Genomic DNA, 16,075 nt, shown 5'->3' with positions numbered 1-16,075 from the left:
CATTTAAATAATTTTAGATTCCAGATGAAAACCCCAATTAACCAAATCTTTTAAAAATGAAAAAAAACTTATATAAAAATACTATTAATTTTTATTTTGATTATTATAATTAAGGAGATATAAATGAGTCGTATTTCTATTTTAGACAAAGATAAATGTCAACCTAAGAAATGTAATTTCGTTTGTATTGATTACTGCCCAGGAGTTAGAATGGATGAAGACACAATCATCATAGATGAGAATACTAATAAACCATTAATCTCTGAAGAATTATGTGAAGGGTGTGGTATTTGTACAAACAGATGTCCATTTGATGCTATTTCAATTATTAATTTGCCGGAAGCAATAGGGGAACCAATTCACAGATTCGGACAAAATCAATTTGAACTATTCGGACTTCCTAGTTTAACTGAAGGTAGTGTATTAGGTTTACTTGGCCCTAACGGAATTGGTAAATCAACAATAATGAATATTTTATCTGGAACATTAATTCCTAACTTAGGAGACTATGAAAACCCTCAAAAAAATTGGGAAAAAGTAATTGAACATTATAAAGGTTCAGCACTTCAAAATTACTTCACAAAACTAGCTAATGGAGAAATTAAAGCTATTTTAAAACCTCAAATGGTTGACCAACTTCCAAAGGTTGTGAAAGGTAAAGTTAGTGATTTACTCACTAATGTTGATGAAAGAGGAAAATTAGATTATGTTTGTGATGAACTAGATCTTCACAATGTTTTAGATCGTGAAATGAAAAATTTAAGTGGAGGAGAACTTCAAAGAGTAGCTATAGCTGCAACTGTTTTAAGAGAAGGAGATTTCTATTACTTTGATGAACCAACATCATGGTTAGATGTATCTCAAAGATTAAATGCAGTTAAAGTAATCCGATCACTTGCTCAGGATGGAAAAAGTGTTCTAGTTATTGAACACGATTTAGCTACTTTAGACGCATTATCCGACAATATCCATGTTTTATTTGGTGAACCTGGAGGATACGGTGTTGTATCTGGTAGAAAAGGTGTTAGACTAGGAATTAATGCTTACATCAATGGATTTTTAGCTGAAGAAAATGTAAGAATCAGAAGAAATCCTATTGAATTTACAATTAGACCTCCAACTCCAGAAGACGAAGGTGAATCATTATCCAGCTATTCAGATTTAGATAAAGATTATGGTGGATTTAAATTAACTGCAGACGCAGGAGAAATATTTCATGATGAAATTGTAACTGCATTTGGTTCAAATGGTATTGGAAAAACAACTTTTGCTAAAATGTTAGCAGGAGTAGAAGACCCAACATCTGGAGAAGTGGACAGCGAAGTTACAATAGCTTACAAACCACAATACCTAATTTCAGATTTTGAAGGCAGTGTTAGTGACTTTTTATATATGAATGCACCAAGCTTTGGAAGCAATATATTTAAAAGTGAAATTATGGAACCATTTAATTTAGGAGACATGCTTGAAAAAGAAGTTAAAAAATTAAGTGGAGGAGAACTTCAAAGACTTGCAATAGCTGCAACACTTTCAAAAGATGCTGAAATTTATCTTTTTGATGAACCTACAGCATTTTTAGATGTAGAACAAAGACTAATAGCTGCAAGAGTTATAAGAAAAATGGTAGAAAGTAGAAATGCAGCATCACTTATCGTAGACCACGATATTGTATTTATCGATTATATCTCAGATAGAGCTATGGTATTCAATGGTACTCCAGGTTTAGAAGGTCATGCCTCAAAACCAACAGATTTAAGAAGCTCAATGAATGAATTTTTAGGAAACCTAAATATTACATTTAGAAGAGATAAAGAAACAAAAAGACCAAGAGTTAATAAATTAGACAGTTATCTTGATCGTGAACAAAAAGAAAAAGGAGAATATTATTATTTATCAGATTAAATAATCTCTAATTCTTTTAAAATATAATTTTTCAAAGCCACAACGGCTTTTTCACCATCATCATCCAATCTTACTGAATCATTAGGATTTAAATCATGTTCTTTAACAATTGATTCTGCATCAATATTTTTTAACACATCAACATTTTTTTGCTTTAAAATAGTTGAAACACAATCATCCATACATCCAGTAATAGACACGATTTTTGCATCTTCCAAAATAGGATTACATTGATTAGGCTGTGCAGAATATTCGGTTATGCATGCTGCAACAATATTATCATTATCTAATGCTAATTCTACAGTAGCAGCTCTTACAACCAAACCTAATGGACTTAAACCACTACATGAAACTAAAGCTATTTTATCACCCATATACTCACCTACTTCTTTTATCATATTTTTCTTTTATATTAATATAACCTTTTTTATAAAATGGACATACCAACATACATTGACTACATCCTTCCCTATGAGCTGTACAAACTTTCTTTAAAACCAATTCCGAATCATCAAAAGCATTATAAGGACATTTTCTAATACATTTACCACAAGTTTTGCAAAATTCTTTAACCCACAACATATCATTTTGCTGTTTAACCGGCAAATTCTCAATTGAAGTATGAACCATGAAAAACCCTAAGTTCAATCCTTCTTTAAAAAGACACATATTACTTCTTGTAATAACCGCATCATTTGATTGAGTAGCTATTGCCCTTAAACTAATCTCATCATCCAAAGGATTAATAAAATCAGCTTGAAACCCTTTTTGTCTTAAAAAATCAGCAAAAGAATATACTCTGCGACCAATTTTTTGAAATTCATCATCAGTGAGTTTACATTTTAATTTTGATGGCTCCATTTCTAAAATTTCAGAAGATATCTCATATTTAAAAATAATAACATTATTAAAGTCAATATTCCATTCTTTTTTAAAATCATCACTTAATTTAGAATAACTAGTGCCTACACAATCATTTTCAATAGCTAAACTTGTTAAATCATCTAAAATATCCTTTTTTATAGTGTGTTTAGGATTAATAGGATTTGAAAATCTGTAAAAATTAGGTAAAGGATGATGATATTTAAATCTAAAATCATCATCTACAATATCAAAACTCATAATTACTTCCTTAATGCTTCAACAGCTTTAGGGAATTCTTCACAAAATACTTCTATTTGTTCAGTAGGGATAGAAAAACTTATACGTAAATATTTATCCCCAAATAAATTACTAGTATATTCCCCTTCCCTGGTGAATATTTTTCTTTTAAGTAAGTAATTTGACATATCTTTAGGATTAATATTTGCACCAGATAAATCAATAGCCATCATATTAGCATCAGATGGATAAACTGGTAAAAATACTCCATCAATTTTATCAACAACTTCTTTAATTAATTTCTGATTATGTGAAGTAATTTCTTTTATTTCATTTTCCCATTCATCTTTTGATTTTAAACCAGCTATTGCACCGTGTTGAGCAAGTATATTAACTCCCAAATCATTAACAACAGCATTCTTTAAGACATCCACAATGTCTGGAGTTGAAATTACAGCTCCAATTCTAATACCTGCCATTCCAAATATTTTAGAAAAACTATATATGGTTAATGTATGTTCAGGAGCATAATTTGCTGCCAAATAATGATCTCTTGCAAAATCTTTGTAAGTTATATCATCTAAAAGATAAATATCATTTTCAATAGCTATTTCAGCAAATTCTTTTATTTCTTCTTCACTATAACCAGAACCTAATGGATTTAATGGATCAATTAAAATTACCATTTTAGTATTTTCATCCATATTCTCACGAAGAAGATCAGGAGTTAACTTATAACCACACTCTTCATTATAAATTGGAACATACCTAACTTCCCCTGCAAACCTATTTGCAAAGTTTCCAATAATCAAATATCCTGGATCAGACAAAATTACATTATCCTCAGGTCCTAACAATGATTGCATACAAAGATATAATGATTCAGTAGCTCCAGCAGTTAATAAAACATCTAAATTTTCAAAACCTAAATCATCTAAAATCAATTGTTTAAGTTCTGAGAATCCTTCTGGAGGAGGATATTTACAATATTCTTTGTCTTTAGCACAACTAGCCATAGCATCCGCTATAACATCCCCATGCAAATGATTTGTGTTTTGACCCATCCAAATCATTTCTTTATCCATAAACACATCTTCAAAAAAATCATTTGAAGAATCATATCCTTCAGGAGGAACTCTTACAACCTTTTCATACTTTTTTTTAGGATGTTTTATATCAGTTCCCTCATCACTGCTTAAATTATCTTTCATAAGAATCACATAAAAATAAAATTCCAAAATAATTATTTATTTTAAGTTATTTATAAAATTAATGTTTAAATAATCCCATTAGAGGATATTTTAAAAGTAACTTGCTTACCTTCACCGATACTTCTATGTCTTTTTAAAGTAGCTATTCTTTTATTAAAATCGCCATTTCTTTCTAGTTGAATTATAATTTTACTCCAATACTGTAAAATAGTTCCACCAACTGCTTTTACACTATCTTTATTATCATCATCAAAAGAACTGTAAATTTGATTTGTTAATACAACAGCAACATCATAATTACGAGCTATTTTAGCTAAAATTCCCATTTGTTTACCTAATTCCTTATTAAGTCTTGAAGATTTCATGTCATCAACCCTGTACAGAGCAACTGCAGAATCCAGAACACATAAATCCACTTCTTCATGATGTTTCCTAATCCAAAGCTCGATTGTTCTGAGATTTTCATTTTGTTCTAAAAAAGAAGTTGGTTCAAAAACAATGATATTATTAACTACTTTATGAAAATCATCCCCAGATATTTGTTTGATTCTATCAATAGATATTCCACCTTCAGTATCAATATAAACAACTTTTTTACCAGTTTTAGCTACATTAACTGCTAAAACTAAAGCTATATTACTCTTACCAGAACTAGGAGGGCCAAATATCTGAGTAATAGTTCCTTTTTCTACCCCACCACCTAATAAATCATCAATAATTGAATTAGTTGGGATTTTATGATTATCTTCAAAATTAGCTAAAACTTTCATAATACTATTTAGTTATACAAGATATATATTTTTAAGTTTATCTTCTAAGAAAAATAGGTTCATCATTAGTTAAATCAATTATTGTTGAAGGTTTTTTAGAGTTTAAAGAACCTACATCAATTACAGCATCAATTTCACAATTTAATTGATTTAAAATTTCTTCAGGAGTATCTAATGTATTTTTATTTGAAATATTAGCGCTGGTAGTAGTTATAGGAAATAATTTTGCCAAATCACATGCAATTTCGCTTTTAGGAACTCTGACCCCTACATTTGTAGAACCACTTGTAAGATATCTTGGAACAATCTTAGATTTTTTTAAAATAAATGTATAAGGTCCAGGTAAATATTTATCTATAAAATTAAGCTGATTAATAGAAACTTTAGAAACCAATGAAACTGCCTCTTTTGAAGATACTAATAAAGAAATAGGCTTTAAATAACTTCTTTTTTTAATATTATAAACTTTTTTAACAGCTTTCCTATCAAAAATATTAGCCCCTAATCCATAAACTGTATCTGTAGGATATAATACTACCCCACCATTTGCCAAAATTTCTATAACCTCATCAATGATATTTTTATCTATTTTATTTTGATTAGCTTTAAATATTTTCATTAAATTACCCTAAAAATTTATAAATAATTATATATGAGTAAAATCTTTATATATAAATTATGCTTGAAAGTCTACGCCCTTTTTTAACAAAAATATTAAATCCATTAGCCAAACATTTAAATATAAATCCAAATATCGTGACAATAATTTCACCATTTATTGCAATAATTGCAGCCTATGGTTTTTCAAAACATTTATTAATAATTGGAACATTAGCTATTTTATTTAGTGGATTTTTAGATGTTGTTGATGGAGCAGTAGCAAGATACCACAATAGAACTTCCAAATTTGGAGCATTTCTTGACTCAACAATGGACAGATTTGCAGATGCTATAATATATATTGGAATAATATTTGGAGGATACTGTAACTGGTTCATTGGAGCTCTTGCAATACATTCTGCAATTACAGTTAGTTATGTGAGAGCTAGAGCAGAATCACAAGGAGTAGAATGCAAAATTGGAATAGCTGAAAGAGCTGTTCGTATGATAATTCTAATGATTGGAGCAATTATAGGTTATTTAACCACTCCTCTCTACTTTACATATACAATAATAATTTTAGTAATATTATCATACATTACAGTAGGACAAAGAATACACCATGTGTGGAGGCAACTTAAATGAATGATTTAGAAAGTGCAGAAAAAATTAGTATAGATATAAAAAAATTAGAACGTAATTTAAAACAGGTAGCTGATATAAATTTTGAAGGAAAAGAAAAAGAAGTTTATGATAGGGCTGTAGATTACATGAATGATTCAAAATATTATCTTGAAAAAAAGAAAGATATGCGTACAGCATTTGGATGTATTGAATACAGTCATGGATTATTAGATGCACTTAGAATGATTCATGGTTTAATTTAAATACCACTTAATAAACCATCACTTAAAAACAGTTAATCAAATTTTCCAAAAAAGTTAAAAAATAGAGATTAATTAAAATCTCTTAAATTTATTCCATATCCTCAAATCTGTCTTCGAGTTTGGACATTACACCAGGTAATGAAGTATATTCCATTTCTTCAGCAGGTAACCTATGAGGTTCAAATGGACCATGTCTTCTGATGTAAGATGCAATTCTTGCAGATTCTTCTCTAGTAGGATCAAATGCAGGATCATCAAATAAGTCAACAGGACCAATTAATTGAGCATCAGATACTTGGAAACCTAAACCAATTACTCTAGGTGGTCCATCAAATCTAATTGGATTTGCATCTTGTTCAGATACAGGCATCATAGGACCATTGTGAGAACCTCTCATCCATCCACTTACCATATGAGGGAATGCAAATGGTTCTACACATTCACCATTAGCTGGGAAACCAGATTGTGCTCTTACAATAGCTGCAGGGTCATCTTTACCAACATATTCTCCAGCCATTAAGTTTAATCTTTCAGTACTGATTGCTGCTGCAATTTCTCCATTTTTCTTCCATACTCTTTTAATTACATATCTTCCAGTAGAACCAATTAATGCAAGTAAATCATACATTTCTTCAGGACAGTTTAAGATAACTTTCCTGTGTTCAATTACATCAAATACTTCAAATTTGAATCCATCATGTAAACTTGGGTCAATAACGAGTCCTGCAGTATTAAATGGATCTGCAAACATTTTGAAAATAGGTAAGTTAAATGCACCAGGTTCAGTTTTGTCACAGCAGTATACTAAAACAGGGTCACTTGGCCTTTCTTTAAATTCCATTTCAGCAACACCTGGACCCATACCTTTAATATTTCCTGAGAAAGTGTCAGATAATAAATCTTGACCTGCACCATATAATTTTAATTCACGTGCTCTTTCGGTTGCTTTCATGAAAGCATCATAAGCAGTTTTGTGAACTTCTTCATTTTCTTCCCCATTTCTATGAGTCATAATCAAATCAATGTCATCTCCACAACGGGAGATGTAATAATCAGTTAAGATAGATGTGTCTACAGCTTCAGATAAAACTTCATCACAAATATCCATTAAATCAGGGTGTGCTACACAATGTCCAGACACACTTCCAATATCAGCTTTAATTACACTAACAGTTGTTTTCATTTAAACACCTCAAAATTGTATATTCTAAAGTTTAGTAGAAATAAAAAGTTAAGCAGATAGCTTAAAAAATTATTTAATATACATTGATATTTTTGGAGTGTATACTATTTAATAATTATGTTTTAAGAATTATAAAAAAAGAAAAAAAGATTAAGAAGTTATGTTTTAACTTCTTAAGCAATTACAATATTATTTGATGCAAAAGCTTCTTCATATGTTGCAGTAATGATGTATTTACCTGGCATTAACTTAATGTTCAAGTGAGCTACACCATTTGCATCAGTTGTTCTTTGATAGAAGACCCCATTAATATTAAATGTAATGTTTGCACCAGATAATGCATTTCCTTGTTTATCTACAAGAGTTGCATTAAATTGACTACCATCACCATATTTCATGGATAAATCATTTGCAGTCAATACTGGTAAAACAGTTACTTTGTTAGAAGTTTGTTCTTTATTAACTGGGTTGTATGCAGTTATAATATAAGTATCAGGCAATAAATTAATATTTAGTCTTGCTACTCCATTACTATCTGTCATACGTTGGTAGAATACACCGTTAATGTTGAATGTTACATTGGTGTTTGTTAATGCTTTTCCATTTGTATCGAGGAATTTTGCTTCATATTTGGTTCCGTTACGGAAGTATAATGTAGTGTCTTTTCCTACAATAGTGGATTTAACAATAACATTTGTATTAGCTGTTGCTTTATCTTGTGCAGCAGTTCCATTAAACACAGCAGATGCATTGTATGTTCCAGCTACTAAATTAATAGCCATAGATGCTGTACCATTAATATCAGTGATTCTTGCATAGGTTATTCCGTTTACTGTGAAGTATATTGTTGCGTTTGCTATTGGATTTCCATATGCGTCAACTAATTTAGCTGAAAGTCTTTGTGATCCACCAACATATTTTACAAGCTCTTCCATTGTTAAAGTAGTTCCAGTATTTTTATTAACAGTTATAGTTCCATTAACAATCATAGAATCATATTTATTGTCCCCAGTGTAGAATGTGACAACTTTATATGTTCCTTCTTTTAAATCAGGAATAATAACTTTAGCAACACCCTTATCAACACTACCTTTATACTCCTTACCATCAATAGTAATTATAACTTCACCACCACCATCATCAGGAACAACCACAGTCACAGTAGCATTCTCACCCTCAATAATATCCTCAATACCAACAGCCACATTATAATCAGATACTTTAGATACTGTAAGTTTAGCGGTGTTTTCACTAGCTAAGTACTTATTATCACCAGCAAATTTAACAACAACATCATAAGTTCCAGCAATCAAATTAGATACAATTAAAGTTCCTTTACCATCAACAATAGCCACATTATAAACAGCATCACCAATAGTTACACTTACAACACCAGAACTTATCTCTGGAACAGCAATACTAATAACAGCATCATCACCAACAATAATATCACTAACAGTCACACTAGTAGAAGAAGCAACCTTAGAAACACTAAACTTAGCATTACCTTCACTAGCTAAATACTTATCATCACCATCATACTTAACATTTACATTATAACTTCCTGCAGTTAATCCAGATACTTTTAAAGTACCTATTCCGTTTTTTATAGTAACATAATAATTTTTACCATCTAAAATAACCCCAGCAACACCATTTGCATCCTCTGGTAAAGAAATAGTGATTTCTTCATCCTCACCAACATTAATATTAGATGCATTTACTTTTAAAGCAGATTTAGAAGGTAATTTGCTCACAGTAAATGAAGCCATAGTATTAGAGGTATTATAATATTCATCACCATCATATTGTGCAAATACATAACAAGTTCCAGCAGGTAAATCAGTTACATTTAATACTGCTTTTCCATCAACAATAGCGACAGAATGTATTTTACCATTTATTACAAAGGTTACATTACCAGTTGCTCCAGAAGTAACAGTTGCAGTAATTACAGCAGTTTCACCAATGTTGATTTTTCCTACTTTAAGATCAATTTCAGAAACAAGTTTATCTACAGTGATTTTAGTTGAATTATAACTTTCAGTTACAATGGAGTTTCCATCATATTTAGCTTCAATATAATGTGATCCCGGAGCTACATTATCTAATTCTAATTTAGCTGAACCATTAACAATAGCAACTGTGTATTTATCTCCATCTACAATAATAGTAATATTACCAGTAGCTTTTCCATCAATTGTAACATCAATTAAAACTTTTCCTAAATCTTCAATAGTAATGTTAAATATTAAATCAGAACTTCTTGGATAGTTATTTTCAACTACATTACCAGATCCAGCTTTGATTTCAACAGCGTCATCTCCACCTAAATCACGAGTGATTAAAATATTGTCAGTTACATTACAGTTATCTGCATTTATAAATGAAACTGCATAATGTCCATCAACATATATGAAATTGTTACGTACATCAAATGAACGGTCTCCGTACATGAATTGAGCATAACTAATACCATACATATAAGCTGCAGGGTCGTAATCTCCTACATTATAAGTGTAAATAGTATTATTATATATTTTTGCATTACCATTTTGTATTTCAATACCTGAAACTAAAGCCCAACTACCACTACTGCTAGCCAAACCTGTCACATTTATGAAATTATCTGCAATGTAAAGCTCAGAACTTCCTCCACTCATACTTGCAAAGTAAATTCCTAAGTTAGGACCATTACTTACACTAGTTATATTATTTCCAGTTATATATATTTCACATTCTACTCCTTGTATTGCATATGCAGTACCTGCTGCATCTTTACCTCCAGCAGTAGACATTTTAAAGTCATTATTTGAAATTATTAAGTTTTTATTGTACCCTACATTAATTCCATAGAGGTAATTACTAGTGCCTTTTGGAGTAATTGAATCAATCATAGAGAATGTATTTCCATCAATTATACAATCATTAGATCCTACAATAAACATACATTGTAAAGTAGGGAAACTAGCACTTACATCATTAGCTGTAGTATTTACATTATTTTTAGAAAATGTTACATTTGTACATTCTTTCATTCTTACTGGATTTACAGTATTTATACCCATCATAAAGTACTTAGAATCATAATTAGATGCATATAAATAAGGTAAAATTGCAGTAATTTTATTTCCACTAATAAGTGAATTAGATACACTTTCTAAATTAATAGCTGATACTGTAAGTGAATCAGATGCAGGAGTTGCTTCAAGGAAAATATTATTGTTAACAACATTTAAATTTGAAACAGTATTTGCATTAATTACAATAGCATCAACACTTTGTTTAATAACGTAATTAATATCCATATTAGTAATATTTACATTATTTCCAGCTACTAAAATAAGTGCTCCACCATTAGTTTCGTTACTTACATTTGAAATTAAAGCCATATTATCTAATGCAACATTATCTGAAAGAATAGCAAATGCAATGTTTCTTAATATAGCATTATCTCCAGTGATTTTAAGTGCTTTATCAATAGAAATAACTCCTACAAGATTAGAGAATTCACCTTTAAAGATTAATTCATTGAAAGGAACTTCATTTCTTAATACACCATCTTCATCAAAGTAGATAAAGAATGTTTCATTAGTTACAACATTTCCATAAACTGAAACTTTAGAAGTAGCATTAACTAATGTATATGCTTTATTACTAGACACTACTTCAACATCATAGTTACCATCAGATAAACCAGAAACAGTTACACTAGCTTTTGAATCAACAAATGAAAGAACATAATCTTTATTATTAATTCTAACTGTGAAAGTTCCAGTTAAAGTGCTTGTTGAATTAATAGCTACATTGATTATTACATCATTACCTTCAAATACATTTGTCGTATTAATAGTAACATAAACGATTGCACCAGGTAAATTGTCTTTTACAGTATTAGTTTCTTGAGTTGAGTTAACTGCAGAATCACCAAGTTTATCTCCAGCTATTAAATAATTATCAGTAATAACATTAGTTTTACCAGTTGCTAAAATAGCATATTCTTCATCATTAAGAACTATATTGTTATATTTAATAGTATTTGAATCACTTTGAATGGTAAGTACATCACCAAAGGTAGAATTAATTAAAGTAGTGTTACTTGCAGCTGTTTTAATAGTTCCAGCACCTTTAATAATTACATTTTCAATAATTGTATTTTTACCATTAACATTTAAAGAATCAGCAGCAACATTAGTTATTTTTGCACCTGCTTGAACAGATAAACTACCAGTTGCAATACTATCATAAACAATAGAATTAGAACTTACACTTATAGATTTTGCAGTGTTGTTATAAGCAACTGAACCAGAACCAATACTTAAAGAACCTGAAACAGAGTTATTATAAGCAATTGAATTAGCAGCAACACTCATACTAGCTCCACCTATTAAAACATTATCACGGTAAGTGTTATTATTTGGAGAAGCTCCATATGCAGGAACAATACCTGATCCAGCATAATTAATTACATTTCCAGCAATTAAATTATTATTACCATTAATTCCAATACCATAACAAATTCCTTGAGCTGGACTTGGACCAGTAATTCTGTTGTTAATAATTTTATTATAATCATTACTTAAATCGCATCCTGCATCGTTAAAGGTATTTAAGTAAAGTAAATTACCAACATTACCTTCACCAACAATAGTGTTATTTTCAACAGTACAATTTTGAACATGAGTTAAAACAATACTACTAGATCCACCATTATTACTGGTGTAGATATAACTATTTTTAATGGTTACATTAGTAGATCCATGACGTATAGCAGTAGTTCCAACACCAGAACCAACTCTATGATCTTCTACAATTACACTAATATTATCTAAAACTACATTATGAGCATCATAAATCCAAACTTGAGTATTATGGAATATAATACCAGTTACATTAGATCCAGAACCACCATTATTTATTGTGAAACATGCTCCTGGATTTTCACCAAGTAAACTACCTGCAGTAGTGTTTAAATCAATAAATGCATCATTAGTAGTTGAAATCATATTAATAGGTTTATTAATAGCTAAATCAAATTTAACATCATCATGACTATAGAATTTACCTCTAAAATCTAAAGTGGCTCCTTCAGGAACATAATCAGCTAAAGTTCCATCAATAAAGTAATCAAAGAAAGTTCCATTAGTTACAATACCATCCAATACTTTGAATGTAGTACTATTAGTTGCTCCAGCGAATTTATCATCACCCGCATAATTTACAACAACAGTGTTAACTCCAGCAACAACATCAGATATTTTTAAAGTAGCTTTACCATCAGTTAAGTTGACAGTATAAGCTTTACCATTAACAATTATATCTACACTACCAGTTGCAGTAGAATTAAGAGTTACACCAATAATTGCATCATTACCTATCCATACAGTATCAACATCAATTAAAATGTCTGAAACATATACAACAGGCTTGTTATTTTTAATAACATTATTAGTCCCTGATTTGATTATTGCTGCATCATTACCTTTTAATTCATGTGCATATAAAGCGTTTCCAATTATCTGTGAGTCTTTAGCTGCATTTATTAATATTGCATATTGACCTTCAGAATAAATAGTGTTATTTTGAATATCAAATGTATGGTCACCGGAAGTTGATTGAACATAAGTTATTCCAGCAATATTATTAGCTTCGTTAAAACTGTTTGTATTATGAACATAAATAATATTATCATATGCTTTAGCAACAGTATCCTGGAATTCCATACCAGATACAAGTGCATAACTACCAGTTCCTGCAAAACCAGTTACATTTATCCAATTACCAATAACAGTAATATCAGTAGCACCATAATAGTTTTGTGAATATATTCCTAAATTAGGACCATTAGATTTAGTGGTTAAATTATTTTTAAGGATTTTTAAACCAGTGTAAGGTCCAGTAGCTTGAATAGCATAAGCTGCACCTGCAGCTTCCTTACCACCATTTGTATCAAGTGATACTGTATTATATTCAACAGTTACATTGTTAGATTCATATAAATCAATTGCATAAAGATAATTAGTAGTTCCAGAAGGAGTTATTAAATCTTTATGATTTACAGTATTGTTTGATACAAGTAAATTATTAGCAGTATGTGCAATAATAGCATCAAAAGTAGGGCTGGATGCACTTGTTCCTCTTGCATTAACTTCAGCACTCACTATATTATTAATGATTTTAACATCGCTAGAAGATTGAACACCAATTGCAAATACTAAATCAGTATCCATTGAACCCCAATGATTCCAATCACAATCAATAGCTGGTAAAAATGCATGGATTACATTATTATCAATAATAGCTTTATTACTTTTTTCAATTTTAACAGCTTGAGCAAATACTTTACCTGCAACATTATGACCTATAAAAGTAATTGTACTATTTAATAATTTAAAGTTATCTGCACCAGTAGCATAAACTGCAAATGCATTATTAGAACCATCTACAGCATCATAATTAATAGTTATGTTGTTTACAGTAATATCAGAAGCAATAGCCTTAATAATAGCACCATCAGTACCTTCAATATAACTAGAAACATCAAATTTCAAATTATTTAAAATAACATTAGGTCCTTCAATACTAAATGCCATATCTTTTAAAACAGAATTATTACCTGTGATAGTCATAGTTCTTGGAATAGTAATAGTATTAACACCAAGATTTGAGAATTCACCTTCAAATATTAATTCAGCAAATGAAACTGAACTTAATAAGTTCCCATTATTATCAAAGAAACCAAAGAATGTTTTATTAGTTACAACATTAGTTAGTTCTTTAACAGAAACAGAAATCCCAATAGTTTCATTACCTGATTTAACAGTGATTTGATCATTACCATTTACAGTATACTCAACAGTAGCAACACCACCAATAGTTGAAACATTATTATTTTGTAAAGTGCCCTTAATAGCAGTAAAAACAACATCAATAGTTGGAAGAGCTCTTGACAAATCAGCGATAGTTCCATAATTTGAATATTTATTGAAATTAACAGATATTGTTTTTACATCACCAACAACAGCATCATTTATAACAGTTGGATCTACACTCATAATTACCCAAGTATTTAAAGTTATCATAGAAGGTACTAAATTCTTAGGAGAGTTAGTTCCCCACCAATTATAATTAACATTGACTGATCCAGATACTGTATCTAATATAGATACTACATAATTATCTTCAGCAATATTGTTTAATAAAACTGAATAAGATACGTATGAAGCAACACTAGCTCTTGAGTATAATGCTGCACCAGCTTTAGCAGTATTATTTTTAAAAATAGAATCTGTAACATTAACAGCACCATTTAGTGAAACATAAATTGCTCCACCTTCACCACCAGAATATTTTCCAGCAACTGCAGCATTATTAATAAATTTAGATTCTTTTACTATACATTCACCACCAGAAACAAATATTGCACCACCTTGACCAGAATTTGCATTATTATTTTCAAAAGTAGTGTTAACTATTTCAACATTACCCACAGGTGCACTGGATGATTTAGTAGCATAAATAGCTCCACCATATTTAACAGAATTATTTCTAAATGCAGAATTAGAAATGTTTGTAATTGATCCCGCAGTGTAAATTATACCATAAGAATTAGAAAATGAAGTCATATCATTATTATAAAATTCAGATGCATCAATAATTGCAATTGCTGCATTTTGATTATTTAAAACACCACGAGCTGCAGAATTTTGAGTAAATTTAGACTTAATAATAGTTAAAGCATTATTGCTAGTAATAATAGTTCCACTACTACCAGTAGCTTTGTTTGAATAAAATTCAGAATTTAAAATAGTTAAATTACCATTATTTAATATAGCTCCTGCATAAGCCGCCTTACCATTTGTGAAAGACAAGTTATTTAACACAACAGCCGTATTAGCAGTTACTTCCATAATTCTTAAAGCATTACCATCAATTATTGTATTAGCACCACCTACAAAAGTTAAATTTTTAGAAATAGTTAAAACAGCACTATTTACATAAGTACCATCTGCAATATGAATAGTATAACCATCACCAGCAAGTTCAATAGCCTTAGCAATAGTAGCTACAGGATTAACCTCACTACCCTCATTTATATCATCACCAGTAGTTGCTACCCACACACCATCCGATGAAGAATCGCCAACTACCTGAAAACCATCTGAAGTTACTTGATTAGCAAATGAATCATCATCGACAGCCACATCTTCACCAATACTAACAGCATCAGATGAATTCATAACTATCCCATTACTATCTGCCGCATTTACATTAGACATAGACAATGCAATGATAGCTATGATAAAAATCATTAAAATTTTCTTATCCATCATAAACCTCCATTTTTTTATTTTTTGAAAATTTTAAATTATTTAAAAATTAATTAATACATTAAACCTCTTTAACCCTTTATATTTATCG

10 protein-coding genes are annotated in these 16,075 nt (G+C 29.9%); 3 read left to right on the top strand and 7 right to left on the bottom strand.

Annotation, left to right across the window (positions count from 1 at the left end):
- Window positions 1-123: 123 nt before the first annotated feature.
- On the top strand, window positions 124-1,902 hold the full coding sequence (locus Q0984_RS07060; protein WP_299525657.1) for a ribosome biogenesis/translation initiation ATPase RLI: 1,779 nt from the start codon (window positions 124-126) through the stop codon (window positions 1,900-1,902).
- Here the strand turns inward: Q0984_RS07060 and Q0984_RS07055 are convergent.
- From Q0984_RS07055 to Q0984_RS07035, 5 genes are all read right to left on the bottom strand, one after another.
- Window positions 1,899-2,276, bottom strand: a complete 378-nt coding sequence (locus Q0984_RS07055; protein WP_299525654.1) for a putative zinc-binding protein — start codon at window positions 2,274-2,276, stop codon at window positions 1,899-1,901. The two genes, Q0984_RS07060 and Q0984_RS07055, sit on opposite strands and share 4 nt — an antisense overlap.
- Before the next feature lie 4 nt (window positions 2,277-2,280).
- Window positions 2,281-3,024, bottom strand: a complete 744-nt coding sequence (locus Q0984_RS07050) for a DUF362 domain-containing protein (protein ID WP_299525651.1) — start codon at window positions 3,022-3,024, stop codon at window positions 2,281-2,283.
- Between the two features lie 2 nt (window positions 3,025-3,026).
- The gene (locus Q0984_RS07045) at window positions 3,027-4,214 is read right to left on the bottom strand and encodes a pyridoxal phosphate-dependent aminotransferase (RefSeq protein WP_299525648.1); all 1,188 of its coding nucleotides are present in this window, start codon (window positions 4,212-4,214) and stop codon (window positions 3,027-3,029) included.
- 65 nt (window positions 4,215-4,279) lie between these two features.
- Window positions 4,280-4,984, bottom strand: a complete 705-nt coding sequence (radB, locus tag Q0984_RS07040; RefSeq protein WP_299525645.1) for a DNA repair and recombination protein RadB — start codon at window positions 4,982-4,984, stop codon at window positions 4,280-4,282.
- Between the two features lie 37 nt (window positions 4,985-5,021).
- Window positions 5,022-5,603, bottom strand: a complete 582-nt coding sequence (locus tag Q0984_RS07035; protein WP_299525642.1) for an L-threonylcarbamoyladenylate synthase — start codon at window positions 5,601-5,603, stop codon at window positions 5,022-5,024.
- Between the two features lie 59 nt (window positions 5,604-5,662).
- On the opposite strand from Q0984_RS07035, the gene pgsA reads away from it, so the two are divergent.
- Complete coding sequence (pgsA, locus tag Q0984_RS07030) at window positions 5,663-6,229, top strand: archaetidylinositol phosphate synthase (protein ID WP_299525639.1); 567 nt, start codon at window positions 5,663-5,665, stop codon at window positions 6,227-6,229.
- On the top strand, window positions 6,226-6,471 hold the full coding sequence (locus Q0984_RS07025; protein ID WP_299525636.1) for a DUF357 domain-containing protein: 246 nt from the start codon (window positions 6,226-6,228) through the stop codon (window positions 6,469-6,471). The genes pgsA and Q0984_RS07025 overlap by 4 nt, the downstream gene beginning before the upstream one ends.
- Window positions 6,472-6,559: 88 nt before the next feature.
- On the opposite strand, the gene fbp is transcribed toward Q0984_RS07025, so the two are convergent.
- Entirely contained in the window at window positions 6,560-7,654 is a 1,095-nt protein-coding gene (gene fbp, locus Q0984_RS07020; RefSeq protein ID WP_299525633.1) for a fructose-1,6-bisphosphate aldolase/phosphatase, read from the bottom strand.
- 173 nt (window positions 7,655-7,827) lie between these two features.
- Window positions 7,828-15,984 carry an S-layer family protein gene (locus Q0984_RS07015; protein ID WP_299525630.1) on the bottom strand — a complete coding sequence of 2,719 codons (8,157 nt, stop codon included), beginning with the start codon at window positions 15,982-15,984 and terminating at the stop codon, window positions 7,828-7,830.
- Window positions 15,985-16,075: the final 91 nt, after the last annotated feature.

This window comes from uncultured Methanobrevibacter sp. (assembly GCF_934746965.1).
Taxonomy (GTDB): Archaea; Methanobacteriota; Methanobacteria; order Methanobacteriales; family Methanobacteriaceae; genus Methanocatella.
This window is presented reverse-complemented; position numbering and strand designations above follow the sequence as displayed.

Bases quoted from the DNA above. Each gene is read 5' to 3' on its own strand.
- Q0984_RS07060 (WP_299525657.1), top strand. From the start codon at position 124: ATGAGTCGTATTTCTATTTTAGACAAAGATAAATGTCAACCTAAGAAA.
- Q0984_RS07055 (WP_299525654.1), bottom strand. From the start codon at position 2,276: ATGGGTGATAAAATAGCTTTAGTTTCATGTAGTGGTTTAAGTCCATTA.
- Q0984_RS07050 (WP_299525651.1), bottom strand. From the start codon at position 3,024: ATGAGTTTTGATATTGTAGATGATGATTTTAGATTTAAATATCATCAT.
- Q0984_RS07045 (WP_299525648.1), bottom strand. From the start codon at position 4,214: ATGAAAGATAATTTAAGCAGTGATGAGGGAACTGATATAAAACATCCT.
- radB (WP_299525645.1), bottom strand. From the start codon at position 4,984: ATGAAAGTTTTAGCTAATTTTGAAGATAATCATAAAATCCCAACTAAT.
- Q0984_RS07035 (WP_299525642.1), bottom strand. From the start codon at position 5,603: ATGAAAATATTTAAAGCTAATCAAAATAAAATAGATAAAAATATCATT.
- pgsA (WP_299525639.1), top strand. From the start codon at position 5,663: ATGCTTGAAAGTCTACGCCCTTTTTTAACAAAAATATTAAATCCATTA.
- Q0984_RS07025 (WP_299525636.1), top strand. From the start codon at position 6,226: ATGAATGATTTAGAAAGTGCAGAAAAAATTAGTATAGATATAAAAAAA.
- fbp (WP_299525633.1), bottom strand. From the start codon at position 7,654: ATGAAAACAACTGTTAGTGTAATTAAAGCTGATATTGGAAGTGTGTCT.
- Q0984_RS07015 (WP_299525630.1), bottom strand. From the start codon at position 15,984: ATGGATAAGAAAATTTTAATGATTTTTATCATAGCTATCATTGCATTG.